Source organism: Winogradskyella sp. SYSU M77433, from assembly GCF_029911945.1.
Lineage (GTDB): Bacteria > Bacteroidota > Bacteroidia > Flavobacteriales > Flavobacteriaceae > Winogradskyella.
In genome coordinates this window covers 40,713-65,595 of record NZ_JARYTG010000007.1, presented here as the reverse complement: position 1 = coordinate 65,595, position 24,883 = coordinate 40,713, and the positions used below count along the sequence as shown (strand labels likewise).

At 31.8% G+C, this 24,883-nt stretch carries 30 protein-coding genes; 22 read left to right on the top strand and 8 right to left on the bottom strand.

Going from position 1 to position 24,883, the window contains the following annotated elements; genetic code table 11:
* Positions 1-9 precede the first annotated feature (9 nt).
* From QGM60_RS14320 to QGM60_RS14265, 12 genes are all read left to right on the top strand, one after another.
* Positions 10-1,050 carry a hypothetical protein gene (locus QGM60_RS14320; RefSeq protein WP_281140934.1) on the top strand — a complete coding sequence of 347 codons (1,041 nt, stop codon included), beginning with the start codon at positions 10-12 and terminating at the stop codon, positions 1,048-1,050.
* Positions 1,051-3,084 (top strand): VWA domain-containing protein, encoded by a 2,034-nt coding sequence (locus QGM60_RS14315; RefSeq protein WP_281140933.1) that lies wholly within the window; start codon positions 1,051-1,053, stop codon positions 3,082-3,084. It abuts the gene before it with no gap.
* 12 nt (positions 3,085-3,096) lie between these two features.
* Complete coding sequence (locus QGM60_RS14310) at positions 3,097-3,912, top strand: prohibitin family protein (RefSeq protein ID WP_281140932.1); 816 nt, start codon at positions 3,097-3,099, stop codon at positions 3,910-3,912.
* Positions 3,913-4,177: 265 nt separating this feature from the next.
* Positions 4,178-5,035, top strand: a complete 858-nt coding sequence (gene hisG, locus QGM60_RS14305; RefSeq protein WP_281140931.1) for an ATP phosphoribosyltransferase — start codon at positions 4,178-4,180, stop codon at positions 5,033-5,035.
* A gap of 52 nt (positions 5,036-5,087) precedes the next feature.
* On the top strand, positions 5,088-6,374 hold the full coding sequence (hisD, locus tag QGM60_RS14300; protein ID WP_281140930.1) for a histidinol dehydrogenase: 1,287 nt from the start codon (positions 5,088-5,090) through the stop codon (positions 6,372-6,374).
* 64 nt (positions 6,375-6,438) lie between these two features.
* Positions 6,439-7,491, top strand: a complete 1,053-nt coding sequence (gene hisC / locus QGM60_RS14295; protein ID WP_281140929.1) for a histidinol-phosphate transaminase — start codon at positions 6,439-6,441, stop codon at positions 7,489-7,491.
* Between the two features lie 36 nt (positions 7,492-7,527).
* Positions 7,528-8,661: a bifunctional histidinol-phosphatase/imidazoleglycerol-phosphate dehydratase HisB gene (hisB, locus tag QGM60_RS14290; protein WP_281140928.1), complete on the top strand. Its 1,134-nt coding sequence runs from the start codon at positions 7,528-7,530 to the stop codon at positions 8,659-8,661.
* A gap of 48 nt (positions 8,662-8,709) precedes the next feature.
* The gene (gene hisH / locus QGM60_RS14285; protein ID WP_281140927.1) at positions 8,710-9,351 is read left to right on the top strand and encodes an imidazole glycerol phosphate synthase subunit HisH; all 642 of its coding nucleotides are present in this window, start codon (positions 8,710-8,712) and stop codon (positions 9,349-9,351) included.
* A 44-nt stretch (positions 9,352-9,395) separates the two neighbouring features.
* Complete coding sequence (gene hisA / locus QGM60_RS14280; RefSeq protein ID WP_281140926.1) at positions 9,396-10,130, top strand: 1-(5-phosphoribosyl)-5-[(5-phosphoribosylamino)methylideneamino]imidazole-4-carboxamide isomerase; 735 nt, start codon at positions 9,396-9,398, stop codon at positions 10,128-10,130.
* A gap of 77 nt (positions 10,131-10,207) precedes the next feature.
* Positions 10,208-10,963, top strand: a complete 756-nt coding sequence (gene hisF / locus QGM60_RS14275; RefSeq protein WP_281140925.1) for an imidazole glycerol phosphate synthase subunit HisF — start codon at positions 10,208-10,210, stop codon at positions 10,961-10,963.
* A gap of 42 nt (positions 10,964-11,005) precedes the next feature.
* Positions 11,006-11,602 (top strand): bifunctional phosphoribosyl-AMP cyclohydrolase/phosphoribosyl-ATP diphosphatase HisIE, encoded by a 597-nt coding sequence (gene hisIE, locus QGM60_RS14270; protein ID WP_281140924.1) that lies wholly within the window; start codon positions 11,006-11,008, stop codon positions 11,600-11,602.
* 296 nt (positions 11,603-11,898) lie between these two features.
* Positions 11,899-13,641 (top strand): T9SS type A sorting domain-containing protein, encoded by a 1,743-nt coding sequence (locus QGM60_RS14265; protein ID WP_281140923.1) that lies wholly within the window; start codon positions 11,899-11,901, stop codon positions 13,639-13,641.
* Positions 13,642-13,706: 65 nt separating this feature from the next.
* Here the strand turns inward: QGM60_RS14265 and QGM60_RS14260 are convergent, their stop codons facing one another.
* Positions 13,707-14,651: a DUF5694 domain-containing protein gene (locus QGM60_RS14260; RefSeq protein WP_281140922.1), complete on the bottom strand. Its 945-nt coding sequence runs from the start codon at positions 14,649-14,651 to the stop codon at positions 13,707-13,709.
* Between the two features lie 95 nt (positions 14,652-14,746).
* Positions 14,747-15,550 carry a LytTR family DNA-binding domain-containing protein gene (locus QGM60_RS14255; protein WP_281140921.1) on the bottom strand — a complete coding sequence of 268 codons (804 nt, stop codon included), beginning with the start codon at positions 15,548-15,550 and terminating at the stop codon, positions 14,747-14,749.
* Positions 15,551-15,612: 62 nt separating this feature from the next.
* Between QGM60_RS14255 and QGM60_RS14250 the strand changes: the two genes are divergently transcribed.
* The gene (locus QGM60_RS14250) at positions 15,613-16,398 is read left to right on the top strand and encodes a tRNA pseudouridine(38-40) synthase TruA (protein WP_281140920.1); all 786 of its coding nucleotides are present in this window, start codon (positions 15,613-15,615) and stop codon (positions 16,396-16,398) included.
* A gap of 58 nt (positions 16,399-16,456) precedes the next feature.
* Here the strand turns inward: QGM60_RS14250 and QGM60_RS14245 are convergent, their stop codons facing one another.
* Positions 16,457-16,882, bottom strand: a complete 426-nt coding sequence (locus QGM60_RS14245; RefSeq protein WP_281140919.1) for a hypothetical protein — start codon at positions 16,880-16,882, stop codon at positions 16,457-16,459.
* A gap of 123 nt (positions 16,883-17,005) precedes the next feature.
* The gene (locus QGM60_RS14240; RefSeq protein ID WP_281140918.1) at positions 17,006-17,227 is read right to left on the bottom strand and encodes a hypothetical protein; all 222 of its coding nucleotides are present in this window, start codon (positions 17,225-17,227) and stop codon (positions 17,006-17,008) included.
* Between the two features lie 242 nt (positions 17,228-17,469).
* Here QGM60_RS14240 and QGM60_RS14235 point away from each other — a divergent pair, with 242 nt between their 5' ends.
* The 7 genes from QGM60_RS14235 to QGM60_RS14205 all read left to right on the top strand — a co-directional run bounded on the left by QGM60_RS14235 (position 17,470) and on the right by QGM60_RS14205 (position 20,965).
* Positions 17,470-17,967 (top strand): DNA starvation/stationary phase protection protein, encoded by a 498-nt coding sequence (locus QGM60_RS14235; protein WP_281140917.1) that lies wholly within the window; start codon positions 17,470-17,472, stop codon positions 17,965-17,967.
* A gap of 47 nt (positions 17,968-18,014) precedes the next feature.
* Positions 18,015-18,917: a mechanosensitive ion channel family protein gene (locus tag QGM60_RS14230; protein WP_281140916.1), complete on the top strand. Its 903-nt coding sequence runs from the start codon at positions 18,015-18,017 to the stop codon at positions 18,915-18,917.
* 127 nt (positions 18,918-19,044) lie between these two features.
* Positions 19,045-19,206, top strand: a complete 162-nt coding sequence (locus tag QGM60_RS14225) for a DUF1328 domain-containing protein (protein WP_281140915.1) — start codon at positions 19,045-19,047, stop codon at positions 19,204-19,206.
* A gap of 46 nt (positions 19,207-19,252) precedes the next feature.
* Positions 19,253-19,426 (top strand): hypothetical protein, encoded by a 174-nt coding sequence (locus QGM60_RS14220; RefSeq protein ID WP_281140914.1) that lies wholly within the window; start codon positions 19,253-19,255, stop codon positions 19,424-19,426.
* 18 nt (positions 19,427-19,444) lie between these two features.
* The gene (locus tag QGM60_RS14215) at positions 19,445-19,660 is read left to right on the top strand and encodes a hypothetical protein (RefSeq protein WP_281140913.1); all 216 of its coding nucleotides are present in this window, start codon (positions 19,445-19,447) and stop codon (positions 19,658-19,660) included.
* A 10-nt stretch (positions 19,661-19,670) separates the two neighbouring features.
* A complete protein-coding gene (locus QGM60_RS14210; RefSeq protein ID WP_281140912.1) occupies positions 19,671-20,207 on the top strand; it encodes a hypothetical protein in 537 nt (178 codons plus the stop codon).
* Positions 20,208-20,287: 80 nt separating this feature from the next.
* The gene (locus QGM60_RS14205) at positions 20,288-20,965 is read left to right on the top strand and encodes a DUF2461 domain-containing protein (RefSeq protein ID WP_281140911.1); all 678 of its coding nucleotides are present in this window, start codon (positions 20,288-20,290) and stop codon (positions 20,963-20,965) included.
* On the opposite strand, the gene QGM60_RS14200 is transcribed toward QGM60_RS14205, so the two are convergent.
* Together QGM60_RS14200 and QGM60_RS14195 are read right to left on the bottom strand one after the other, a co-directional pair.
* Positions 20,960-21,406: a GreA/GreB family elongation factor gene (locus QGM60_RS14200; protein WP_281140910.1), complete on the bottom strand. Its 447-nt coding sequence runs from the start codon at positions 21,404-21,406 to the stop codon at positions 20,960-20,962. The genes QGM60_RS14205 and QGM60_RS14200 overlap by 6 nt on opposite strands.
* Before the next feature lie 5 nt (positions 21,407-21,411).
* On the bottom strand, positions 21,412-21,828 hold the full coding sequence (locus QGM60_RS14195) for a glyoxalase (protein ID WP_281140909.1): 417 nt from the start codon (positions 21,826-21,828) through the stop codon (positions 21,412-21,414).
* A 180-nt stretch (positions 21,829-22,008) separates the two neighbouring features.
* Between QGM60_RS14195 and QGM60_RS14190 the strand changes: the two genes are divergently transcribed.
* A complete protein-coding gene (locus QGM60_RS14190) occupies positions 22,009-22,896 on the top strand; it encodes a DUF72 domain-containing protein (protein ID WP_281140908.1) in 888 nt (295 codons plus the stop codon).
* Positions 22,897-22,943: 47 nt separating this feature from the next.
* Positions 22,944-23,336, top strand: coding sequence for a hotdog domain-containing protein (locus tag QGM60_RS14185; protein WP_281140907.1), 393 nt, complete (start codon positions 22,944-22,946; stop codon positions 23,334-23,336).
* Here QGM60_RS14185 and QGM60_RS14180 read toward each other — a convergent pair.
* Both QGM60_RS14180 and QGM60_RS14175 read right to left on the bottom strand, forming a co-directional pair.
* On the bottom strand, positions 23,333-24,571 hold the full coding sequence (locus QGM60_RS14180; protein ID WP_281140906.1) for a mechanosensitive ion channel domain-containing protein: 1,239 nt from the start codon (positions 24,569-24,571) through the stop codon (positions 23,333-23,335). The two genes, QGM60_RS14185 and QGM60_RS14180, sit on opposite strands and share 4 nt — an antisense overlap.
* Positions 24,564-24,857: a DUF3817 domain-containing protein gene (locus QGM60_RS14175; protein WP_281140905.1), complete on the bottom strand. Its 294-nt coding sequence runs from the start codon at positions 24,855-24,857 to the stop codon at positions 24,564-24,566. The genes QGM60_RS14180 and QGM60_RS14175 overlap by 8 nt, the downstream gene beginning before the upstream one ends.
* Positions 24,858-24,883 lie beyond the last annotated feature (26 nt).

The following is a 24,883-nucleotide window of genomic DNA, read 5'->3' as shown; positions in this document are numbered from 1 at the left end:
AAAAATAAAATGAAACTAAAAATAAACCTAGTTTTTATATGCTTATTTTTATTAACTATATCTATTAATGGACAAGTAAGTGTAGGGCCAACCCATATTGGTAAGCAAAAGAAATTTCCTAAAGATCGTTTAGATAAATTTAAAGGTACCGAAACAATTTTTGTTTTATCAGATATAATTGATACAGCTACTTATAAAAAGTTGTTGAGTGATTCATGGGATATAACTCCATACAAGTTGATTAGCCGAGAAGATTTTAATTTGTTGGATTACTTAGATGGTAACTATTCATTTGCAAATTTAGAAGGTTATCATAAGCAAAAACAGATGAAATCAGGTGCTGTTGTAGACTATATTTATGTTTATGTAAACTTCTTTATGCTTGACAGTGAGGGTTTAAAGAAAGATATAAGTAAGTTAGATAAAAGCAAAAAAAAATATGAAAGAAAACTCAATAATGCGATAAGTTCTAATAGAGAAAATATAGCTAGAGTTGATTTGTTTCCAAAAGACACTTTTCTTGCTACGGCATTAACTTCAGAAACTTCCGTTATAATGGATAGTATTTATACTAGAGATGTGTTTTATAATTATAAATCAGGGTTTTTAAAAAATTATTTTCAAAAGGTAAATAATCAAATAGGGACTGGTGAAGAATATTGGATGTATGATAATGATTTTTTACCTGAACTAAAAAAATTAGCTAACGAAACACTTTATATTCCAAATTATCACTTGATAAAGTACAACCCTTGGAAAATGAAAGCCAAAGAAGATAAAGATGAATTTCAAGATACTTTTGAAAACTATAATTATAAGTTTGAGTTTCAAGATGAAAATGAGATAGATAGAAGGATTCTTAATGGAGAAGAATTTTATTACCTCCGTTTTGTAAGAGTGAATTCACAAAAATTCATACATATTATAAACTCAAAAACGGGTGAAATCATTTACAGAAATTATGTTGCAGGAATGTTATCTTCATATAATATGAAAGCAAGGCATGTTAAGGATATTAATTCTTGTATAAAAAAAGCATTAAAAAGATAATTGCAAACAGAAACGATTTTATATATAACCATTGCTGCAATAACAGCGCTTTTATTAGCGCTGTTTCAGTATTTATATAAATCGAAATTAAAATCTAATCTTAAGTATATATTAGTAGCGTTAAGGTTTATTGCTGTATTTGGAATCTTATTATTGCTGATTAATCCTAAATTCCAATCCAATACTTATTACAACGAAAAACCCACTCTAGTTGTTGCGGTAGATAATTCAGAATCGGTTTCGTATTTGGAACAAGATGCAGGTGTTAATAGCATTCTAAAATCTATTGATTCAAGTTCAGAACTCAAGGAACGTTTTAATATTCAAGAATACAGTTTTGGCAAGTCTGTAAACAATTTAGATAGTTTAAGTTTTACGGAACGTCAATCTAATATTTCGCAAGCTTTAAAGCAATTTGGTGAAGTTTTTAAAGATGAAACAGCTCCAATAATCCTTGTTACCGATGGTAATCAAACCTATGGTTCTGATTATAGTTATGTGTATAATTCCGTAAATCAGCCTATATATCCAATTATTTTAGGAGACTCAACAGTGTATTCAGATTTAAGCATTAAACAGCTTAATGTTAATCGTTACGCCTTTTTAAAGAATGACTTTCCTGTTGAAATTATTACAAACTATAATGGTACGGAAGCTGTAAATACTGAATTGAAGATTTGGTCAGGAAGCAATATGGTTTTCAGAAAAACTATTCAGTTTGATGACGCAAAAACTTCGGAAATTGTCTCAACTACTTTAACCGCAAACTCAGTTGGTGTAAAAACGTTTCGTGTAGAATTGGTGCCCCTAGAAGATGAGAAAAATAAAGTTAACAATACCAAAAATTTTGGAGTAGAGGTCATCGATCAAAAGACAAATATAGCCTTAGTTTCAGATAAATTACATCCAGATTTAGGCGCTTTAAAAAAGTCAATTGAAAGTAATGAACAGCGAAGCGTTACTATTTTAAATCCAAAAGAATATTTTGATAAAATAAATGATTTTCAATTGGTTATTTTGTATCAGCCGAATAATGGCTTTAATAGAGTTCTTCAAGAAATTAAAGCTCAAAAGCTGAATACATTTACAATCTCTGGACCAATAACAAATTGGAATTTACTCAATAATTCTCAAGGCTATTTTAAGCAGACCATAACAAATCAAACTGAAAATTTTCAACCTAATTTAAACAAGAACTACAACACTTTTATCGTTGATAATTTAGATTTTAATAATTATCCACCCTTAAAATCTGAATTTGGAAAAACAGAATTTTTAGTGCCTGCTGATGTTATTCTTTATAAAACTGTAAATGGCATTACTACGGATCAGTCTTTGCTTTCTACAATAGAGTTTGAAAATACAAAACACGCCTTACTAAGTGGTGAAGGTATATGGCGTTGGCGCGCACAATCATATTTAGATACGGAAAGCTTCAGTGATTTTGATAATTTTATTGGGAAACTTATTCAATACTTAAGTTCTAATAAAAAGCGCACACGAATAAACATCGATTACAAATCATTCTATAATGGCAATGATGATGTTATCATTTCAGCGCAATATTTCAACAAGAATTATGAGTTTGATAATAGTGCTTCTTTAAGTATCACTTTAAAAAATACGGAAGATGATAGTGTAAGAGAAGTACCTTTGCTATTAAATAATGGAAATTACACAGTTGATCTCAGCGGTATAAAAGCTGGCGAGTATAATTTTACAGTTAAGCATGCTTCAGAAGCTGTATCTGCCTTAGGTCAATTTCAGGTTTTAGAATACAATGTTGAACAACAATTTCTAAATGCTGATATTTCAAAATTAAAATCTCTAGCTAATAATAGTTCAGGAAAGTCTTATTTCAGTAGTGAAACTGATGATTTAATTGAGAATCTCCTCTCAGATAAGCGATATTCTACAATTCAGAAAAGCACTAAAAATATCGTACCTTTGATAGACTGGAAATATCTACTTGGCTTAATCGCTTTAAGCTTGTTTGCTGAGTGGTTTATCAGAAAGTACAACGGACTAATATAAAAACAAACTAAAATGGACAAATTACCTAAAATAGGACTGCCAATTTTAATTGGTATCGTTCTACTAATAATTATCATCGCAAAATCTGCTGTTACTATCGGTTCTGGTGAAGCTGGCGTTTTATATAAAACCTTTGATGGCGGAGTTGTTACAGATCAACCACCTTTAGGTGAAGGTTTTCATATTGTTGCACCTTGGAACAAAGTGTATGTTTATGAAGTTCGTAGACAAGAAATTTTTGAAAAAATGAAAGTACTGTCTTCTAACGGATTAGATATTCAGTTAGATGCATCGGCTTGGTACAAACCAGACGAGCGTAATTTAGGTAAATTACACCAAGAAATCGGTGAGAATTACTTACAACGTATCATTTTACCAACAATTCGTTCTGCTGCACGTAGTGTTGTTGGTCGTTACACGCCAGAACAATTATATTCTAGTAAACGTGATGCTATTCAACGTGAAATTTTCGAAGAAACTAAAAAAATTGTAGATGATCAATACATTGTTTTAGATGAAGTTTTAGTGCGAGATGTAACCTTACCACCAACAATTAAAGACGCTATTGAGCGTAAATTAAAGCAAGAACAAGAGTCTTTAGAATATGAATTTAGACTAGTTACTGCAGAAAAAGAAGCCGAGAGACAAATTATTGAAGCACAAGGTAAAGCAGATGCTAATAAAATTTTAAGTGCTTCTTTAACAGATAAAATTTTGCAAGATAAAGGTATTGAAGCGACAAATAAATTAGCAGAATCACCTAACAGTAAAGTAGTTATTATTGGTTCTGGTGAAAGCGGAATGCCTATAATTTTAGGAAATCAATAATTTAAATTTTTCATAAAAATTGAAATTGATTTGGATTTGTAGATTTAAATTTACAATCTTTGTAAAGAACAAAACGACACATGATTTTTATTCAATTACATCATCATCATTTTCATACTTGCACTCAAGCGAGCTGAAAATGTATTGAATAAAACCAAGATATTTTTAAAACCGTTTGAGTAAATCAAGCGGTTTTTTTATTCCTGTGAAAACAGGAATCTTATCCAAAAAGATTTACTCAAACACTTTTAACTAAAAAAGAAAAATGAGTAAACTAAAAATTGCAATTCAAAAATCTGGACGATTAAACGAGGATTCTATGAAAATCCTAAAAGACGTTGGTATTGCTATTGATAATGGCAAAGATCAACTCAAAACTTCTGCTAAAAACTTTCCTCTAGAAGTATTTTATTTGCGTAACGGAGACATTCCGCAGTATTTAAAAGATGGTGTAGTAGACGTAGCTATTATTGGAGAAAATGTTTTAGTAGAAAAAGGACAAGACATCACTATTGCAGAGAAATTAGGATTTTCTAGCTGTAAAGTCTCTGTAGCGATTCCAAAAGGAAAAACCTACAATTCTATTAAAGATTTAGAAGGAAAACGTATCGCTACTTCGTATCCAAACACAGTCAACCAATTCTTAAAAAACAACAATGTCAATGCGAATTTGCACATCATTAACGGTTCTGTAGAAATTGCGCCAAATATCGGTTTAGCAGATGCTATTGTTGATATTGTATCTAGCGGAAGCACCTTATTTAAAAATAACCTTAAAGAAGTTGAAGTCATTTTAAAATCGGAAGCTGTACTTGCAGTGTCACCTCAAATTTCCACTGAAAATCAAGCCATTTTAAATAAACTTCAATTTAGATTACAATCGGTTTTAAAAGCAAGAAACTCACGTTACGTTTTACTAAATGCGCCAAACACCAAGGTTGATGACATTATAAATATTTTGCCAGGAATGAAAAGTCCAACCGTTTTACCACTAGCTGAAGAAGGTTGGAGTTCATTACATTCCGTAATCAATAAAAACGATTTCTGGGAAATTATAGACGAATTAAAAGCAAATGGAGCAGAAGGCATATTAGTTTGTCCAATTGAAAATATGGTCTTGTAATAAAATTTTTAATGTCTGGCTGAGCGCAGTCGAAGCCTAATTATCGAGAAGAATGAAAACAATAAAATACCCAAATAAAAATACGTGGTCAGAACTTTTAAAACGACCAACACAAACCGTTAAAGATATAGAAAGTACGGTAAATCAAATTTTTGAAGACGTGCAACGCAATGGTGATACAGCAATAAAAAAGTATACTAACTTATTTGATGGTGCAGATTTACAATCTAATCTTGTAACTACGCAAGAAATAGAAGAGGCATCTTCCAAATTATCATCAGAACTAAAAGTTGCAATTAACCAAGCAAAGACAAATATTGAAACATTCCACAAAGCACAAAAAACAGAAAGGGTAAGTTTAGAAACATCTGTTGGAATTACCTGTTGGCAAGAAAAACGTGCCATACAAAAAGTTGGGATTTATATTCCTGCTGGTACAGCGCCATTATTTTCAACTGTTTTGATGTTAGCAATTCCAGCAAAAATTGCAGGTTGTAAAGAAGTTGTGTTATGTTCGCCACCAAATAAAGACGGTAAAATTGCTAACGAAATTTTGTATGCTGCTCAACTTTGTGGTGTCACTAAAATTGTGAAAGTTGGTGGCATTCAAGCGATTGCTGGATTAACATTTGGAACTGAAACTATTCCGCAAGTGTATAAAATCTTTGGTCCAGGAAACCAATTTGTAACTGTTGCAAAGCAATTGGCTACAAAATACGGTGTTGCTATCGATATGCCTGCAGGACCAAGCGAATTGTTGGTTGTGGCAGATGATAGTGCCAATGCAAGTTATGTGGCTTCAGATTTGTTAAGTCAAGCAGAACACGGAACTGACAGTCAAGTGATTTTAGTATCAACGTCTGAGAATTTAATTAATGAAGTTGAAACTGAAATCAACACACAAATTAAAGCTTTACCTAGACAAGATATCGCACAACAAGCTATCAATAATTCAAAATCTATTTTAGTGAAAACTGATGAAGAAGCATTAGATTTAATTAATGATTATGGTCCAGAACACTTTATCGTAGCAACTAAAAACAACGACTTTTATGTTGATGGTATTCAAAATGCAGGTTCGGTATTTATAGGCAATTACACACCCGAAAGCGCTGGCGATTATGCGTCAGGTACCAATCATACCTTGCCAACCAACGGATTTAGTAAAGCCTATTCTGGCGTGAATTTAGACAGTTTCACAAAAGCGATTACGTTTCAAAATATCACAAAAGAAGGTTTATTAAACATAGGAAACACTATAGAACTAATGGCTGAAGCTGAAGGTTTACAAGCACATAAGAATGCAGTTTCGATTAGATTAAAAGACTTAACAAACTAATGTCATTCAGATTTGTCACATTGAGCGCAGTCGAAATGAAAGCGAAGAATCTAAAGATTATAATATGAAACAAACTTTCAACATAAGTACCTTAGTCAGACCAAACATCGCAGCCTTAAAACCGTATTCATCAGCGAGAGATGAGTTTAAGGACTCAACTTCAAACCAAATGATTTTCTTAGATGCAAACGAAAATCCGTTTGAAAATGGTGTAAATCGTTATCCTGATCCGCAACAAAAAGATGTAAAATCGGTGTTGTCAAAAATTAAACACATTCCAACCGAAAATATCTTATTAGGAAACGGAAGTGATGAAGTGTTAGACTTAATTTTTAGAGCGTTTTGCGAGCCAAATCAAGATAATGTTATCACATTACCACCAACATATGGTATGTACGACGTATTAGCAAATACAAATGCTGTAGATGTTTTGACTGTTGAATTAGACACCAATTTTCAACCAAAAGTAAACGAGATTTTAAACACGCAAAACAGCAACACCAAACTGTTATTTTTATGTTCGCCAAACAATCCAACAGCAAATAGTTTTGAAGCTTCAAAAGTTGAAAAATTATTGACTAATTTCAATGGAATTGTAGTGATTGACGAAGCATATATCGATTTTTCAGAAGACGAAAGTTGGATCTCAAAAATATCAGATTTCCCAAATTTGATAGTTACACAAACGTTGTCTAAAGCTTACGGAATGGCAGGAATCAGACTAGGAATTTGTTATGCTTCAACCGAAATTATTTCAATTTTAAATAAAATAAAACCACCATATAACGTCAATCAATTAACGCAGCAAAAGGCAATCCAACGTTTAGAAAAGCAACAAGAGGTTCAAAACGAAATTCAGAATATAATTTCAGAAAGACGCTTGTTAATTAAAGCCTTAATGTCGATTACTTGGATTGATACTATATATCCAACACAAGCGAATTTTGTGTTAATTAAGGTAGATGATGCGACAAAACGATACAGTCAATTAGTAGAAAAAGACATCGTTGTTCGTAACCGAACCAATCAGCCACTTTGTGAAAACTGTTTGCGTTTTACTGTTGGCACAAGTGAAGAAAATGAGAAGTTGATTGAAATATTAAAGAAGTTAAATTAATAAAAGATTCCTGTCTGCGCAGGAATAACAAATAAGATGAAAAAAGTACTATTCATAGACCGAGACGGCACATTGATTAAAGAACCAGCAGACGAACAAATCGATAGTTTTGAGAAATTAGTGTTTTACCCAAAAGTCTTCACGTATTTAAGTAAAATCGCTAAAGAATTAGATTTCGAAATCGTTATGATTACCAATCAAGATGGATTGGGAACAGATGTGTATTCAGAAAACACATTTTGGCCAGTTCATAATTTTGTGATTCAATCTTTTGAAAATGAAGGTGTTATTTTTGAAGAACAGTTTATTGACAGAACTTTCGCAAAAGACAATGCGCCAACACGAAAGCCAAATACAGGTCTATTAACTAAGTATTTTAGCGAAGATTACGATTTAGAAAATTCGTTTGTTATTGGTGACCGATTAACCGATGTAGAATTAGCTAAAAACCTTGGTTCTAAAGGCATTTTTATTAATGATAATACCAATTTAGGAACCGATGAAATTACGGTAAAACGAGACGCTTTAGACCAGTTTATCGCTTTAGAAAGTAACGATTGGGAAGAAATTTATAAATTCTTAAAAGCCAAAGAACGCACAGGAAGCATCGAACGAAACACCAACGAAACCAAGATTAAAATCGATTTAAATCTTGACGGAACAGGACAAAGTAATACCGATACAGGCATTGCGTTTTTCGACCATATGTTAGATCAAATAGCGCGTCACGGACAATTAGATTTAAACATTAAAGTTGATGGTGATTTGGATGTAGACGAGCATCACACCATTGAAGATACAGCAATTGCTTTAGGTGAAGTATTTGCAACAACTTTAGGAAACAAATTAGGCATTGAACGTTACGGTTTTAGCTTACCAATGGACGATTGTTTTGCGCAAGCCGCAATAGATTTTGGTGGTAGAAACTGGCTAGTTTGGGAAGCCGATTTTAAACGCGAAATGATTGGTAAAATGCCAACCGAAATGTTTTTTCACTTCTTTAAATCCTTTACAGATGGTGCAAAATGTAACCTGAACATCAAAGCAGAAGGCACAAACGAGCATCACAAAATTGAAGCAATTTTTAAAGCATTTGCTAAAGCCATAAAAATGGCTGTAAAACGCGATGTTGAAAAAATGATTTTACCAAGTACAAAAGGAATGTTGTAAAAGCCCATCCTATCCTTCCCAAAGGGAAGGAACAAATAACTCTAAAAAATGGATAAAGAAAATTTAAACACAGATGCTAATTCTTTCCCTTTGGGGAAGTTAGAAGGGGCTAATATTGTCATCATAAATTACGGTGCAGGTAACATCAAAAGCATTCAATTTGCTTTTAAACGCTTAGGTTTTAAAGGGTTGTTAACTAATAATCCTGAAGAAATTAAAGCAGCAGACAAAGTGATTTTTCCTGGTGTAGGCGAGGCGAGTAGTGCTATGCAAAAGCTAAAAGAATCAGGTTTAGATTGTTTAATTCCGCAGTTAAAACAACCTGTTTTAGGGATTTGTTTAGGTATGCAATTAATGTGTAAATCTACAGAAGAAGGAAATACAAAAGGCTTAGGTGTTTTTGATGTAGATGTAAAGCGTTTTTCAAATTCAGTAAAAGTGCCACAAATGGGTTGGAATACGATTAATAATCTTCAATCAGATTTGTTTAAAGATATTAAAGACAATGAATTTATGTATTTGGTGCATAGTTTTTATGCAGAACAATGCCAAGAAGCAATTGCAACTACAACTTATGATGTTGAATACGCTTCTGCATTACAAAAAGATAATTTTTACGGTGTCCAATTTCATCCCGAAAAATCATCCTTAGCAGGCGAACGAATTTTGAGAAATTTCATCAATTTATAAATAATAAAACGATTAGCTAAAAGCTAAAAGCAAAAGGCGAAAAAATGAGAATAATACCAGCAATAGATATAATTGAAGGAAAGTGCGTAAGATTAACTAAAGGCGATTATAGCACAACAAAAATGTACAATGAAAATCCGCTAGAAGTTGCCAAACAATTTGAAGATGCAGGCATAGAATACTTGCATATGGTAGATTTGGAAGGCGCTAAAGCAGATCATGTCGTCAATTATAGAGTATTAGAAAAGGTGGCGACCAAAACCAATTTAAAAATTGATTTTGGTGGCGGACTTAAATCAGATGACGATGTATTTATAGCTTTTAATTCTGGTGCTAAACAAATTACCGGTGGAAGTATAGCTGTAAAAAATACAGACACTTTTTTAAGATGGATTAATAAATACGGAACGCAAAAAATCATTCTTGGTGCCGATTGTAAAAACGAAAAAATCGCCATTTCTGGTTGGTTAGAAGAAAGTAGTTTAGACGTTGTACCATTTATACAAGACTATCAAAAAAATGGTATTCAATATGTGGTGTGTACAGATATTTCAAAAGACGGAATGCTTCAAGGTCCATCAGTAGATCTGTATAAAAAAATTATCAGCGAATGTACCAATGGTAGCGCCGATCAATCTGTAAAGCTAATCGCTTCTGGTGGAGTAACAACTATTAAAGATGTTGAAGTTTTAGCAGACATAGGTTGCGATGGAGTGATAATCGGAAAAGCTATTTACGAAAACAGAATAAGTTTAAAAGAATTAGAACGCTTTTTATAAAACTGTCATTCCGCACTTGTTGCGGAATCTATTTTGAAACTAAAAATGAGATTTCTGCTTTCGCAGGAAGTAAAATTATGCTAACAAAACGAATCATACCTTGTCTAGATATTAAAAACGGTCGCACCGTTAAAGGCGTTAATTTTGTTAATTTAAGAGATGCAGGCGATCCTGTAGAATTAGCAAAACAGTATGCAGAAAAAGGTGCAGACGAATTGGTGTTTTTAGATATTTCAGCAACTTTAGAAGGTAGAAAAACAATGATTGAAATGGTGCTGAAAGTCGCCGAACAAGTCAATATTCCATTTACCGTTGGTGGCGGAATTTCGTCTGTAGAAGATGTAGATGTACTTTTAAAATCTGGAGCAGATAAAATATCTATAAATTCATCTGCAGTAAAACGACCAGAATTGGTTAATGAATTGTCAAGTAAATTCGGTAGTCAATGTGTTGTAGTTGCTATAGATGCCAAACAAGTTAAAGAACAATGGAAAGTGCATTTAGCTGGTGGAAGTATTCCAACCGAAATAGATCTATTCGATTGGGCAGAAGAAGTTGAAACAAGAGGCGCAGGCGAAATTCTGTTTACCTCGATGAATAACGATGGAACAAAAAACGGATTTGCAAACGATGCTTTGGCAAAACTATCAGACACTGTAAATATCCCAATCATTGCGTCTGGTGGCGCAGGAACCATTCAGCATTTTACAGATACCTTTAAAGTAGGAAAAGCAGATGCTGCTTTGGCTGCAAGTGTATTTCATTTTGGTGAAATAGAAATAAAAAATTTAAAAAAAGAATTAAAACAGGAAGGTGTTTCTGTTAGATTATAACTTGTCATTCCGCACTTGATACGGAATCCAAAAATCAACATTATGAACATAGATTTCAATAAAAATAAAGACGGATTAGTCCCAGCAATCATTCAAGATGCAACAACCAAAAATGTGTTGATGCTTGGTTATATGAATGAAGAAGCGCTAAAAAAGACACAAGACACTAAGTTAGTGACCTTTTTTAGTCGTACCAAAAACCGACTTTGGACTAAAGGTGAAGAAAGTGGTAATGTTTTAAATTTAATAGACATAAAATTAGATTGTGATAACGATACGTTATTGATTACAGTAAATCCAAAAGGGCCAACATGTCATAAAGGAAGTGATACGTGTTGGAATGAAGCTAATATCGAATCTTACGGATTTTTAACCAAATTAGAAAACACGATACAAAGTAGAGTAGAAGCTGGTAACACAGAAAAATCTTATGTAGCATCACTATTTGCAAAAGGGATAAATAAAGTGGCTCAAAAAGTTGGTGAAGAAGCTGTAGAAGTCGTTATCGAAGCTAAAGACAATAATGACGATTTATTTTTAAATGAAAGTGCCGATTTATTATTTCACTATTTGATGTTATTGCAGGCAAAAGGCTTCAAGTTGGAAGATATTGTAAAGGTATTAAATGAAAGACGTTAGTTAAGTGTCTTATAATGAGGTGTTTTTTGATGTTTTTTTTACACAAGATTCTTAATTTTAGAATTCTCAATAAGAATTAACTTACTTTTTTTTATTATTTATATTATTAATCTTACATAAACAATTGATTATTAAAACACTAGACTTATCTAAAGTGTGTATTTCATCGATTAAATATGTATTTTGCCGATCAAATGATGTAAAACTATATTATTTTATCGATAAAAATTGCTTTTTATCGGATTTGTAATTCAAAAAGCATAAGTTAGAGTTAAATACTTAATAACCCGAAACTTATGTTACTTTTTAAAGCCACTTTGGTTTTATTGTTCTCTGTGTGTACTTATAACCCAATGGTACTTTTGAAACATAACCAACTAAAAAAAATCAACTATGTATTAGGTGAAAAAAATCATCGAATAGTTGATGAAAATGAAGCTAATAAATTATTTTTTCTGACCTATGTTTATGATGATGGCTGGTCCCCAAGTGATCCATCTGGTTCGTATTCATTATTTAATACCATTGTAATTGAATCTGGTATCGCGTATATAACATCAAATACAACTTGTGCTACCGTAACAGTAAATCCAGGAGCAACTTTAATAATAGCATCAGGAGCAACTTTAACAGCAACGGTAAATTTGCAATCAACTTCACAAGAGTATTCTAGTTTAATCTCTGACGGTTCTATATCCGGAACAGTAAATTATAATAGATATACAGCCTTAATCGGACCAGTTGGGACAAACGATTTAATATCCGCTCCTTTGCAAGGGCAAACTTTTGGGCTATTTGCCACTAACAACTCTAATTTAGCTGCTTCTGGTTTAGTTAGAGCTTTTGCGCCATTTAATACATCTTCTGGTAATTATGAAAATTATAATACAGTCACAAACTTATTAACAACAATAGTATCTGGAAAAGGTTATAGAGCAGCTACAACTAATGGTAGTACTTTAAAATTTACAGGTAATGTGATAACAGGCGATGTCTTAGATATTCCTATTTCTGATGCATCAGCTGGTGGAGCATGGAATTTAATAGGAAACCCGTATCCTTCCTATATAGATTTTGCAACATTTTTTGCATTGAATAAAACTGAACTAAATGGTGGCTCGCATCAAGCTATATATGGTTATGATGGAGATTCTTCTGATGGTTGGGTAATTTGGAATCAGGCTGTGATTGATTCTCCTATTGTAACAGAATTAATAGCACCTGGTCAAGGCTTTTTTGTAAAGGCTAAGCCTGGTGGTGGCCTAATTGATTTTACTACTGCAATGCGGACATCAGGTTCATCAGATGATTTTATTTTAGGAAGATCTTCTGAGTCATCGCCACATTTTGGTTATGTGAGACTGAAATCATCATCAAATGCTTCAAATTACTTTACAGACATTTATTTTAACTCTAATACCTCTAATAGTTTTGATGCAGGTTACGATGCTGCTATTTATGGTGGAGTTCCACCTTCTTTCTCAATTTATTCTAAAATGGTAGATGGTAATTCCTCTGATATTTCTTTGGCGGTTCAAGCTGTAAATCCAGATTCTATATATAATAATATGATTCCATTAGGAGTAAACGCTAATCAGGGAGAGCAGTTAACCATAAGTATTGATCAAACTGATATTGATGAAAGTATCGATATTTATTTAGATGACACCGAAAATAACACATCTACTTTACTAACTACAAATGATTTTATTTTAACACCTAATTCAAATTTATCAGGTTCTGGTCGGTTTTATTTGAGATTTAGTAATGCTTCTCTTGGAACGGCTGAAATACATTTGAATCAGTTAAATATCTATAACAATACATCGCAAAAAACTATAGTGATATCTGGAGTGATTCAAAGTAATACAAAAGCTAAACTGTATGATTTAAACGGAAGATTGATTTTATCTAAAGATTTAAATCCTAAATCAAATAACCAAGTTATAGATGTTAGTGATGTCAGCATTGGTGTCTTTATTCTTCAATTAGAAAATAGTGGTAATGAAAAAGTCACAAAAAAGATAATTATTAGGTAGTTGTTGTTAGTTTTTATTTATCCCTAATCAGCTATAATCATATGATTATAGCTGATTTTATTTTATTAATTAAATAATAAAACTTTTAATTCAGGGAAGTTCGTTTTTAGCTCCTTTTCTAATCCAATGACATGAGAAGCGCCAACAATAACGATATTCTTTATGTTTTTTGATTGCATCACTTGGTCTCCTATATTTTTTGCCATTCGCATGTTACGTTCGTTCCAATATTGTTCACCTTCACTGCAACCTTCGGTCATTTCTGTAGCATAGGTAAAAGAACTTAACTTATGTAATCGATTTAGAGACTTTCTCTTGTTTACGTGTTTTCCTAGACCTCTGAATAGAGCAGGTATAATGGCAGAATTATAATCTTTTTTATTTAGCTTTTTTAATATAGTGTTATTGCCATTGCTTTTTCCTTCCTTGTAACATTTAGACCAAGCTGTATGGTATTCTTTGTTGGTTTGCTGATCATCCATTGATTTTAATAGTGTAGTATTCAATTCTAATGCTAGTTTAAAAGTGAGGTCACCATCTTCATGTCTAGTTGGCTTTTTCGCACCATCAATTCCATACTCTAAAATATATTTGTACAACTCATAGTTGGCATGATCTCTTTTATACGCAAATGAATTAATCATAAATTTTAAATCATCTGGGGTCATATCTGAAAATTGTTTTTTCAATACAGTTTCGAATCTCTTTTCATCTGAAGTAAAGGTCTTCTGAATAGAATCGGACAAATAATAAAAAGCTCTATAATTTTCGGACCAACCATCTTTTAGATATTCCCAACTTATGGAGTCATTTCCTTTTGGACTTTCCACATATATAGCTTCTGGCTTATATCTTAAAGCACGTTTTAGCATTGGTTTGTAACTGTGTTTAACAATTTTTGGAACGGTGTGCATTGTGCCAATAATTAAGACTTCTTTTTGTTGCTCTTGTGCTTTTAATGTGATTATTGAAGCTAAAAAGATTGAAATGAATACTGCTAAAATTTTCATGATTATGGATTTTTGATATTAAAATTTGTTGAAGCAAACCTAATCATCAAAAATCAAGATATTCAATTATAGTAAGGGTTTGGGGTGAAATGCTGTTAGTTTGTGGTAGAATTTATAGCTGTTTTTATTTCGGTTTGATATGTTTTTGAAACAGGCACTTTAGTGTCGTAACCTAAAAGCATAAAAAGCTTTCCATTCTCGGTTTTCCAACGTTGAAAATGATACGGATTTATAAGATAAGAACGATGTGAACGTAACAATTCCGAAAATTCATTATCAATTGCCGATAGCTTATTTCTAATTAAAGTTTTCTTCAGAATATTATTCGAAATATAATTGACCTCAATGTAATTATCAGAGGATTGAATGTAAACCAATTCATTTAGTTGAAGTCTTAAGCCTTCATAATTTCCTTCACCTTTTATTTCTATTTTTTGATCATCCAAGCGCTTTTCATGGTATTTACCAAAGGCAAATCTTGCAATAATTATTATAGGTAAAATCACTACCAACGCTGGAAGAAAAATTGACTTTAGCATATAGCTCAAGGTATAAGGATTGGGTTCTCCTGCTACAACTACAAATAAATAATAACTTCGAGCCAATATGATTGTAAAACCAGAAAAGCAACTTATAAGCAAAAATTCGTTAGATAAATACCATTTTTTTTGGTTTCTCTTAAATAAAAAATATTGTAAAGGCAGAAACAATAAATAGCAAAATCCAGCAAGCAAACCATAACCTGGTAAAAAAATCAATTTTTCTTTATTATTAAGTTCCGCGACGTCTAAGGGCTCTGTGAAATACAGGAAAATAAAAATCCAAACAGCTAATAATAGACTGATGATAAAATGATGCTTTAATAATGGGTCGAAAGGGTAAGCTCTTTTCAAGGTCATAGTTTGCTGATAAAAATAAACAATGCTTTTGGAAATTTCAATAAAATAGCGTTCTTGCCAGTATGTTTAATAAACGTTACTATTACCTTATAAAAATTCAGTATTTGGGCTATCGGTTTCATGGTTGGCAAAAGCAACCTGATGTAAAAACCATCCATTTAATGATAGACAGAACCTTAAAATATATTTTAGGCGAAACGAGATTTAAAACCCTAGGAGCAGGAAGAACAGATGCTATGGTGTCTGCAAATGAAGCGGCTTTAGAATTGTTTATATATAATGACCCTATTACGGATTTTGATGATTTTCTAGATCTTTTTAATCACAATTTACCTCAAGATATCAGAGCTTTATCTATAAAGGAAGTTGATAAAGATTTTAATGTTATTCAAGATTCTAAAGTTAAAGAATATCATTATGTGTTTTCTGAAGGGCAAAAAAATCATCCGTTTTGTGCACCAATTTTAACAACAATTCTAGAACCTCTTAATGTAGAGTTGATGAAAGAAGGAGCCAAGCTATTTGAAGGAACTCACTTTTTTAAAACATATTGTTATAAAGCTACAGATAAAGGTGAATACACTAGAACAATTGAATCTTGCGAAATCATAGATAATGACATTTATACTGCCAATTTCTTCCCAGAAAAGACCTATGTTTTTAAAATTAAAGGAAAAGGTTTTATGCGTAATCAAATTCGCCTAATGATGGGTTGTTTAATTAAATTGGGTAGAGGTGAAGTAGACTTAAAATATATAGAAGATTCATTATTGCCAGATAGTAAGGAGATTATGGACTTTATTGCTCCAGCATCTGGATTAATACTTCATTCTGTAAATTTTGAATAAAAAAAGGTACAAGATTAAACTTGCACCTTTTCTATGATTGGTTGGTTTTATATTTTTATTAGCTGATCCAGCCTTTCGCTATAGATTTTTTAGCAAATCCAATTAATAGAAAGCATACCACAATCACCATAACAGGCATAATTATATCTGTAAGGCTCATTTCTAGATTAATAAACAAATAAATGTGCTGAACTATTGCTGCAAAAGCAGAGATTATAAATAAGAAATGTGCCCATTTCTTTCTTATCAATAATGATAAGCATCCTAGGGCACCACAAAATACAGCTAATGCGAAAGCTGCAGTGTACCATGCAGGATATTCCGTTAAAAATTCTGCTTGTTGGTCTTCAGGTAAAGCAGCTATCATTTCTTCCGTAGCAAAAGCTCTGACCAAATACGCCATAACTCCGAGTCCGTTCCAAATTAGTGCTAACACACTAACAATCCAGAACCAAGTTGGTGGTTTGTTAATAGATGTAGTCATAAAAGGTTGATTTAATTTAGTTAATGTAAAAGCATAAAAAATAGCTTTTCATCAACAATTTATGAAAAAAATTAACAAATTTTCAATCTAGAAAGAAAATCAGTAAAAAAATAAGGTAGATGATTAGTCTACCACGTGTAGTTTAGGCTCTTTTTCTACAAACTTACCATCTACAGACTCTCCTAAGATGAGAACTTCTTTAGAACGCTCGTACATTTTTATCGCACGATGCATCTGTAATTTTGTACCACTATATAATTTTACTCCTGTTTTTGAACCTTTATTTCTTATTTCTATATAGTAACCGTCTTTTAATTTGGTTGGTCTTGTTGCTGGTCTACCCATAAAAGTTATTATCTAAATTAAAACTCATGCATAATAGTAAAAATTATAGCATCTCACAAGTATATTTTAACAATTCTATACCGAGGTTTTTAACACTGTTAACATCTTTAACAAAACGCTATTTTCTTAACAAAATATTATGTTAAAGAATAAGGCTATCCGTTAAACCCTGTTAAGTCACTTGACAAATTTTCTATTCAGCTTATCTTATTAATAGAACAAATCTTAAAAAATCTTAAACAATGAATTATTTAAATATTAGCGACGAAAAATTATTACCAACCGTAGTAGAACTGAATACACTGTTAGCAGATTATCATATCTACTATCAAAACTTGAGAAATTTTCATTGGAATATCCTAGGAGAAAATTTCTTCGATTTACATGAGAAATTTGAAGAACTGTACACAGATGCCAGAGTGAAAATTGATGAGATAGCTGAACGTATTCTTACTCTAAGATATCATCCGATGAGTAATCTTAAAGATTATTTAGAGACTTCTTCAATAGAAGAAGCGTCTTCAAAATTAACTGATAAACAAATGGTTTATACAATTCTCGATAATCATTCTGTATTATTAAAACAAATGTCTAAAGTTGTCGAAAAAGCTGAAAATGCAAATGATGAAGGTACCATAGATTTAATTGGTGCATACATTAGAGAATTAGAGAAAAGTAGTTGGATGTTAGATGCATTTCGAAAAGAAACAGCTTCAAGATTAAAGGAAAGTGTTGTGTAATTAATGCTCAACATAAATCCATTTAATAACTAATTATCCAAAACATTATGAAAGAACAATTCAACACAGCATTAGGAAACCTTATTGAGAAACTCAAAGGATGGTTTAATGCTATAATAGAAAACATACCTAATTTTTTATTGGCCATCCTAGTAATGATAGCATCTTACTACGCAGCCAAACACATAAGTAAATTTGTGGCAAGGTTAGTAGGTAAAAAAGTGCAACAAGATTCTGTGAAGTATGCAATAGCTAGAGTTTCTTCTGTTGTTATTGTTTGTTTAGGTTTATTCATCGCCTTAGGTGTTATGAATTTAGGCAAAGCATTAACTTCATTATTGGCAGGTGCTGGTGTTGTAGGTTTAGCAATAGGTTTAGCGCTTCAAGGAACATTAGCCAATACTTTTGCAGGTCTTTTATTATCGTTTAGAAAGAAAATTCAAATTGGTAATTGGGTAGAAACTACAGGATATTCAGGTGAAGTAATTGATATTAACCTTAGAGATTTTACACTTAAAGAAGCTGATAATAATATGGTCATTATTCCAAACAAGACCATATTAGAAAATCCGCTGAAAAATTATTCCTTAACAACTAAGATGAGAATCTTTTTAGAATGTGGAGTAGGATATGAGTCTGATTTGGAAAAAGTACAGCAGTTAACAAAAGAAACTATAGCTAATACTTTTGACCAAATTAAATCATCTGATGATGTTGAGTTTTATTATACAGAATTTGGTGATAGCTCTATTAATTATTTATGTCGTTTTTGGATTGATGCCGAGAGTATGCTAGAAAAGTTAAGAGCTAAAACAAAAGCCATTATTGAAATCAAAAAGGCTTATGATAAAGAAGGTATCAACATTCCGTTCCCAATAAGAACGTTGGAATTCAATAATAAATTAGGTTTCAATTCTAAAGATCTTCAAGAAGCCTACACTAAAAATTAAATTTATACATGTTAATCACAAATGGGTTAACATGTTAAGGATAAGAGCAAAGCAGAGGGTAAAATCTTTGCGATCTTTGAGTATGTTACTGATAGTCGGTAACACATTAACTTAAAAACCAAAAATTATGTTACGTTGGACAATCACATTTGTAATAATAGCAATCATAGCCGCAGTCTTAGGATTTGGTGGAATTGCAGGAGCATCAGCAGGAATAGCTAAAATTCTATTCTTTGTATTCTTAGTACTTTTTGTACTGTCACTTCTTAAAGGAGCAGTTAAAAGGTAATTGAAAAAATATCTAATTATTATTAATCACTAAAATTCGAAAAATCATGAAAAAATTATCATATATATTCTTAGCACTATTTAGTTTAAGTTTAATCACAACAACGACAAGTTGTAGAGAAGAAAAGTCTACAGGAGAAAAAATTGAAGAAGCAGTTGACGATACTGGTGACGCTATTGAAGACGCTGCTGATGATGTAGAAGATGCTGTGGATGATTAAACCATAAATTTAAAAGCAATGAAAAAACAAATTATAATGTTATCAATTCTTAGCCTTTTAGCCTTTACAACAACAAGTTGTAGAGAAGAGAAATCGGCTGATGAAAAAGTTGAAGAAGCTATGGATAACCTTGGCGAAGATTTGGAGGATGCGAGTGACGATGTACAAGACGCAGCCGAGGATCTTGAAGATGAAATTGATGAGGCCATAGAGGAAAGCAACGATAACTCTTAAAAGTCGTATTATGAAACTCAAAATATTAGCTTTAGCACTTATGACTTTCATAGGTGTTGAAGCTCAAAAAAACAAAGATAAAATTGTAGAGACCAAAACTAGAATTATAAACGTCATGGAAGATGGCGAAATGGTTCAGAAAAAAGTGATGGTAAGAACTACAAAAGAGCAAGAAGTTAAAACGAACCAAAAACAAAAAGGGACTATTGATGCCGACAGAGTTTATCCAGCAACAAAAGTTTCTAAGGTTATCTACATAGATAATGATAGCGATCCGTTTTACGATAATGAATCACAGGTAACCTACTATCAAAAAGATGGTATGACCTATAATTTCAATCCTACAAATTCAGGTTTTGATATTATTGATGGTAAAAACAATAGTAATTTTGGTACTGCTAGAATATCTGCTAATAGAGACGTATATATTTTAGATACTGACGACTATTCAGGTATAGGTTACTTTAAAGATAATCAATTCGTAATTGAATATTACGATAACGAAGGAACCCTTATCATTGAAAAATTCAGTGATACCAAGTTTTAAATTGATTGAACTAATAATAGCAAAAAAGTCATCTTTTTTAAGATGGCTTTTTTTATTTTTATAAAAAACCAAAAAAAAATATGAGTGTTACAATCCCTAAAGAGACATTTCCATTCTTTATAAAACTATCCCAAAACAATGACAGAGATTGGTTTAATGAGCATAAACCTGAATTTAAAGCTATAGAAAAACAAGTTAAAGTAGCTTATAATTATTTAGGTGAATTACTAAGTGCACACGACCAGATTGAAAAAATAAAAATGTTCAGAATTTACCGAGATGTACGTTTTTCAAAAAATAAGCAGCCTTACAAAACGCATTTTGGTGGTTCTTACTCTAGAAAAAAACCGAAATTGAGAGGTGGTTATTATTTACATGTTCAACCAAATAATGAATCATTTATTGCAACTGGATTTTGGGATCCGAATAAGGAAGATTTATTAAGAATACGAAAGGAATTTGAAATGGATGATAGTGATATGCGTGATATTCTAAATGATAAAACCTTTAGTAAAACTTGGGGAGGTTTTGTTGGTGATGAATTAAAAACAGCTCCCAAAGGTTTTGATAAAGAACATCCTGCTATAGATCTTATCCGAAGAAAACAATACATCTTCACAAAAAAATATACAGACAAAGAAGTTTTGGCTGAAGGTTTTCTAGAAGACGTTAATGATTCTTTCAAAAAAATAAGACCATTTTTTGATTATATGAGCGATGTGCTCACTACAAATCTTAATGGTGAATCCATTTTATAAAACTTCTAAAATTTTATAGTGTTTACCATTAAATTCAACTTGGTCTCCTTTCTTTTTTGTTTTTAGGAGTTGCCCAATAGGTGACTGAATGGAAATAATGTAGTAGTCTTCATCTTCCAACGTGACTTTGCCAATACTAATAGCCAAGAAAAAAGAAATACTATCTGTTTTAACTAAGCTTCCTAAGACTGCGGTATCCGAGAGTAAGTTGGGTTTAATTAATTGAAGTCTTTCTTTTGTTTTTTGAGCTTCATTTAGATAATTCATGTTTTTTTCTAAATCGTCTAACAATTTAGAGTTGCCAGAATCATCTTCTTCATTGCTTACTTTATCATTGCTCTCAATAGATTCTTTTATAAGTTCTATTTCGTTTTTGTAATCAGCAATACGCTTATTGGCATGCTGGTTACAAAGGTCTAAAAGATCTCTTTTTATTTTCATTTTTGTTATACAGCCTTCAATATTTCAGGCTTTTCAAATACTTGTATACTATCAATTAAACGTTCTTTTACAATATTCATCATACGTTTGTTTAAAGCCGAAGAGTTTTTAATATAAAGATCATATTCTTCAACAGTAAACTGTCCTATAATCATACCTTTAAGTGAATTTCTAAACTTCATATCCTTGTGAATAGAGTTTTCTATATAAGCCAACTGTTTTTCTAAAGACAGCTCGTAAAAAACATTTTTATGCTTAGCGATGTAGTTCCTAAAAACAGCTATTAGCAAATCATGTTGCATTTTTATAACAGGCCTCAATGTTGTATTCTGAAATAATTCATCAGAGCTCATATTGTCATTAATCTTTGCAGAAAGAATTTGAGTTCTAATAGCTAGTAGGTCTTCAGTTCTAGAAGTCATAATTAGGTTATTATAGATTTATACGGAATTAAATTTAAGTATTAAGCTGTGGTATTTGGAAGAGAAAGAAATATCTTGTTAACGTGGTTATTAACAATGCTGATTTTTGTATTCAATATTCAGATGTGATTTGCTCTTCTTTTAACGTTTTTAGAGTTATCTTTGGGTAAAACGATTTATATGAAGTTTGGAAGTGTAGATAATCCTGAAAATATTGATTTTACCTTACCTGAAGATCATCCAGATACTTTAAAAGTTTTGCAGAAAAACCCTTCAAAATCTACTAATGTTTTTGTGGGTTGTGCTAAGTGGAATAAGGCTGATCTTAAAGGCTTTTATCCTAGAGGAACAAAAGATGAACTTGAGTATTATTCTCGACAGTTTAATTCTATTGAGCTTAATGCAACATTCTATAGAATATTTCCTCCCGAACAGTTTGAAAAATGGTATGAGAAGACGCCTGATAATTTTAGATTCTTCCCAAAGTTAAATCAAGAAATCAGCCATTGGAAACGTTTGAATGAAGAGATTGCACCTGTTGTAGATAATTACCTATACAGTGCGGTTAACTTAAAGGAAAAGTTAGGCTGTGTTTTTTTACAAATGCATAACAATTTTGCACCTAAGGACTTTGATCGTGTTATAAATTTTGCTGAAAGTTGGCCAAAAGAAGTACCGTTAGCAGTAGAGTTTAGGCATACAGATTGGTACAATGATAAAGCTATAGCTGAAGATTTGTATCAACTTTTAGAAGAAAACAATATATCTAATATTATAGTCGACAGTGCTGGCAGACGCGATCTTATGCATATGCGCCTTACTAACTCTAGAGCATTTGTGCGTTATGTTGGTGCAAATCACCAAAGCGATTACACGCGTTTAGATGATTGGGTAGAGCGACTAAAACAATGGAAAGATAATGGTATTGAAGAAATAGATTTTTTTGTACACCAAAATATCGAAAAAGAGTCTCCATTACTTTCTGCATACTTAATTAAAAAACTAAATGCCGAATTAGGTACTGATATGCGAATTCCTAATGAAGATCAGCAGCAAAAACTTTTATAACCACCAAACTACTATAAACTAAACATTAACTACTAATTACTTAAAACATGAGATTTCACACAAGAAAATGGGTAAAACCCGAAGATTTAAATGCTAACGGAACATTATTCGGAGGTCAGCTTTTGGCATGGATAGACGAAGAAGCGGCATTATACACTATAATTCAACTCGAAAACTCTAGAATTGTTACTAAATATATGTCTGAAATCAATTTTATGGCTTCTGCAAAACAAGGAGATATTATTGAAATTGGTATAGAAGTTACGAAATTCGGTAAATCCTCAATGACTTTAAAATGTGAGGCTAGAAACAAAATGACAAGAGAAACTATCCTAACGATTGACAATCTCATCATGGTTAACCTTGGTGAAGATGGCAAACCAAAACCACATGGAAAAACCGAAGTAGAGTTTGTAAAAGATCGATTAAGAAACGATTAGTCTTTATTCCCTAAAGACAGCTCGTAGATTTCCAAATCAAAATACTTTACGGAAGCCAAGACGTGGTCAAAAATATCTCCTATAATAAATTCATAGTTTACCCAACGTTGGTCTTTACTAAACGCATAAATTTCCATTGGAATACCTTGTGGAGTAGGTTCTAGCTGGCGCACCATTAAAGTCATATCTTTATTGATGGCAGAATGATTTTCTATATAGGTTTGAAGATATTTTCTAAACACACCAAAATTGGTAAGATTAATACCATTAATCAACACAGATTTATCTGCACCATGCTTTGTGTTATAGTCTTTAATTTCTTTCGACTTATTTTCAATATACTGAGAAACTAATTGGATTTTCTTAAATTTTTCTATGTCTTCCTCGGTTAAAAACTTAATCGTAGAAACCTTTATAATCACGGATCGTTTTATACGTCGTCCTCCAGAGGCAAGCATACCTCTCCAGTTTTTAAAAGAATCAGAGATTAACGCATAGGTTGGAATAGTGGTTATCGTCATATCCCAGTTTTGCACTTTTACAGTGGCTAAGTTAATTTCAATTACATCACCATCGGCACCATATTTTTCAAAAGTAATCCAATCACCAATACGCACCATATCGTTGATAGATACCTGTATACTAGCTACAAAACCTAGAATAGTATCTTTAAAGATTAAAATAATTACGGCTGATGCGGCACCAAGCGTAGTTGCAAACTTTATAAAAGATACACCTGTAATAATCGCTAAAGCAGAAAATAATCCCAAAAGCCAAGCAAAAATCATAAAGACTTGTATGTAGCTATCTACAGGCTTGTCTTTATAACGTTTCAACGTTTTTAAATAATCCTTAATAGAGTTTAAAAAGCTTCTTATAATTTGAAGTGCTAAAACAATCGCAATGATTTTAAGTGTTTTTTCTATAATATTTTCAGCATATGGATAATCTGAAAATACTTGAGGTACAAACTCTATAAGAATGATTAAAGGAACTATGTGCGCAATATTTCTTGGTAACCTATTTGTAATTAGAATATCATCAAAATTGGTTTTGGTACGCTTTGCAACACCTGCAGAAAACCTCCAAAGAATACGTTTGGTTATAAAATCTATAATAAATGCAATAAGAAGTACAGCCAATAACAACCCAAGCATATTAAGAAACTTGGCCGTATCTTCTGAAATCCCTTTATCAACTAAAAGATCATATATATAATGTCTGATTTTAAGCATTTTTTTTCGCTAAAAATTTCTTGTCTACATAAAACGTCCCAAATGGAATTATAGAAGCAATCAAAACAGTCCAAAATGTTCTATTATTCCATTTCATATCTGAGCTTATTAAAACTGCAATAACAATATAAGCTATAAATAAAAGACCATGTGGCATGCCCAACCATTTCACGTAAGTTGGATCATTTCCAAAGTACTTTATAGGTGTTGCAATAAACAATAGTAATATATATGAAACACCTTCTAATAAAGCTACAATTCTGAAAATCGGTAATAATTTTGGCATCGTTTTATTTTTGTGCAAAAATACTC

What these genes read in the sequence shown, in the direction of transcription:
- QGM60_RS14320 (WP_281140934.1), top strand. Translation starts at nt 10, where the DNA reads ATGAAACTAAAAATAAACCTAGTTTTTATATGCTTATTTTTATTAACT.
- QGM60_RS14310 (WP_281140932.1), top strand. Translation starts at nt 3,097, where the DNA reads ATGGACAAATTACCTAAAATAGGACTGCCAATTTTAATTGGTATCGTT.
- hisG (WP_281140931.1), top strand. Translation starts at nt 4,178, where the DNA reads ATGAGTAAACTAAAAATTGCAATTCAAAAATCTGGACGATTAAACGAG.
- hisD (WP_281140930.1), top strand. Translation starts at nt 5,088, where the DNA reads ATGAAAACAATAAAATACCCAAATAAAAATACGTGGTCAGAACTTTTA.
- hisC (WP_281140929.1), top strand. Translation starts at nt 6,439, where the DNA reads ATGAAACAAACTTTCAACATAAGTACCTTAGTCAGACCAAACATCGCA.
- hisB (WP_281140928.1), top strand. Translation starts at nt 7,528, where the DNA reads ATGAAAAAAGTACTATTCATAGACCGAGACGGCACATTGATTAAAGAA.
- hisH (WP_281140927.1), top strand. Translation starts at nt 8,710, where the DNA reads ATGGATAAAGAAAATTTAAACACAGATGCTAATTCTTTCCCTTTGGGG.
- hisA (WP_281140926.1), top strand. Translation starts at nt 9,396, where the DNA reads ATGAGAATAATACCAGCAATAGATATAATTGAAGGAAAGTGCGTAAGA.
- hisF (WP_281140925.1), top strand. Translation starts at nt 10,208, where the DNA reads ATGCTAACAAAACGAATCATACCTTGTCTAGATATTAAAAACGGTCGC.
- hisIE (WP_281140924.1), top strand. Translation starts at nt 11,006, where the DNA reads ATGAACATAGATTTCAATAAAAATAAAGACGGATTAGTCCCAGCAATC.
- QGM60_RS14265 (WP_281140923.1), top strand. Translation starts at nt 11,899, where the DNA reads ATGTTACTTTTTAAAGCCACTTTGGTTTTATTGTTCTCTGTGTGTACT.
- QGM60_RS14260 (WP_281140922.1), bottom strand. Translation starts at nt 14,651, where the DNA reads ATGAAAATTTTAGCAGTATTCATTTCAATCTTTTTAGCTTCAATAATC.
- QGM60_RS14255 (WP_281140921.1), bottom strand. Translation starts at nt 15,550, where the DNA reads ATGACCTTGAAAAGAGCTTACCCTTTCGACCCATTATTAAAGCATCAT.
- QGM60_RS14250 (WP_281140920.1), top strand. Translation starts at nt 15,613, where the DNA reads ATGTTTAATAAACGTTACTATTACCTTATAAAAATTCAGTATTTGGGC.
- QGM60_RS14245 (WP_281140919.1), bottom strand. Translation starts at nt 16,882, where the DNA reads ATGACTACATCTATTAACAAACCACCAACTTGGTTCTGGATTGTTAGT.
- QGM60_RS14240 (WP_281140918.1), bottom strand. Translation starts at nt 17,227, where the DNA reads ATGGGTAGACCAGCAACAAGACCAACCAAATTAAAAGACGGTTACTAT.
- QGM60_RS14235 (WP_281140917.1), top strand. Translation starts at nt 17,470, where the DNA reads ATGAATTATTTAAATATTAGCGACGAAAAATTATTACCAACCGTAGTA.
- QGM60_RS14230 (WP_281140916.1), top strand. Translation starts at nt 18,015, where the DNA reads ATGAAAGAACAATTCAACACAGCATTAGGAAACCTTATTGAGAAACTC.
- QGM60_RS14225 (WP_281140915.1), top strand. Translation starts at nt 19,045, where the DNA reads ATGTTACGTTGGACAATCACATTTGTAATAATAGCAATCATAGCCGCA.
- QGM60_RS14220 (WP_281140914.1), top strand. Translation starts at nt 19,253, where the DNA reads ATGAAAAAATTATCATATATATTCTTAGCACTATTTAGTTTAAGTTTA.
- QGM60_RS14215 (WP_281140913.1), top strand. Translation starts at nt 19,445, where the DNA reads ATGAAAAAACAAATTATAATGTTATCAATTCTTAGCCTTTTAGCCTTT.
- QGM60_RS14210 (WP_281140912.1), top strand. Translation starts at nt 19,671, where the DNA reads ATGAAACTCAAAATATTAGCTTTAGCACTTATGACTTTCATAGGTGTT.
- QGM60_RS14205 (WP_281140911.1), top strand. Translation starts at nt 20,288, where the DNA reads ATGAGTGTTACAATCCCTAAAGAGACATTTCCATTCTTTATAAAACTA.
- QGM60_RS14200 (WP_281140910.1), bottom strand. Translation starts at nt 21,406, where the DNA reads ATGAAAATAAAAAGAGATCTTTTAGACCTTTGTAACCAGCATGCCAAT.
- QGM60_RS14195 (WP_281140909.1), bottom strand. Translation starts at nt 21,828, where the DNA reads ATGACTTCTAGAACTGAAGACCTACTAGCTATTAGAACTCAAATTCTT.
- QGM60_RS14190 (WP_281140908.1), top strand. Translation starts at nt 22,009, where the DNA reads ATGAAGTTTGGAAGTGTAGATAATCCTGAAAATATTGATTTTACCTTA.
- QGM60_RS14185 (WP_281140907.1), top strand. Translation starts at nt 22,944, where the DNA reads ATGAGATTTCACACAAGAAAATGGGTAAAACCCGAAGATTTAAATGCT.
- QGM60_RS14180 (WP_281140906.1), bottom strand. Translation starts at nt 24,571, where the DNA reads ATGCTTAAAATCAGACATTATATATATGATCTTTTAGTTGATAAAGGG.
- QGM60_RS14175 (WP_281140905.1), bottom strand. Translation starts at nt 24,857, where the DNA reads ATGCCAAAATTATTACCGATTTTCAGAATTGTAGCTTTATTAGAAGGT.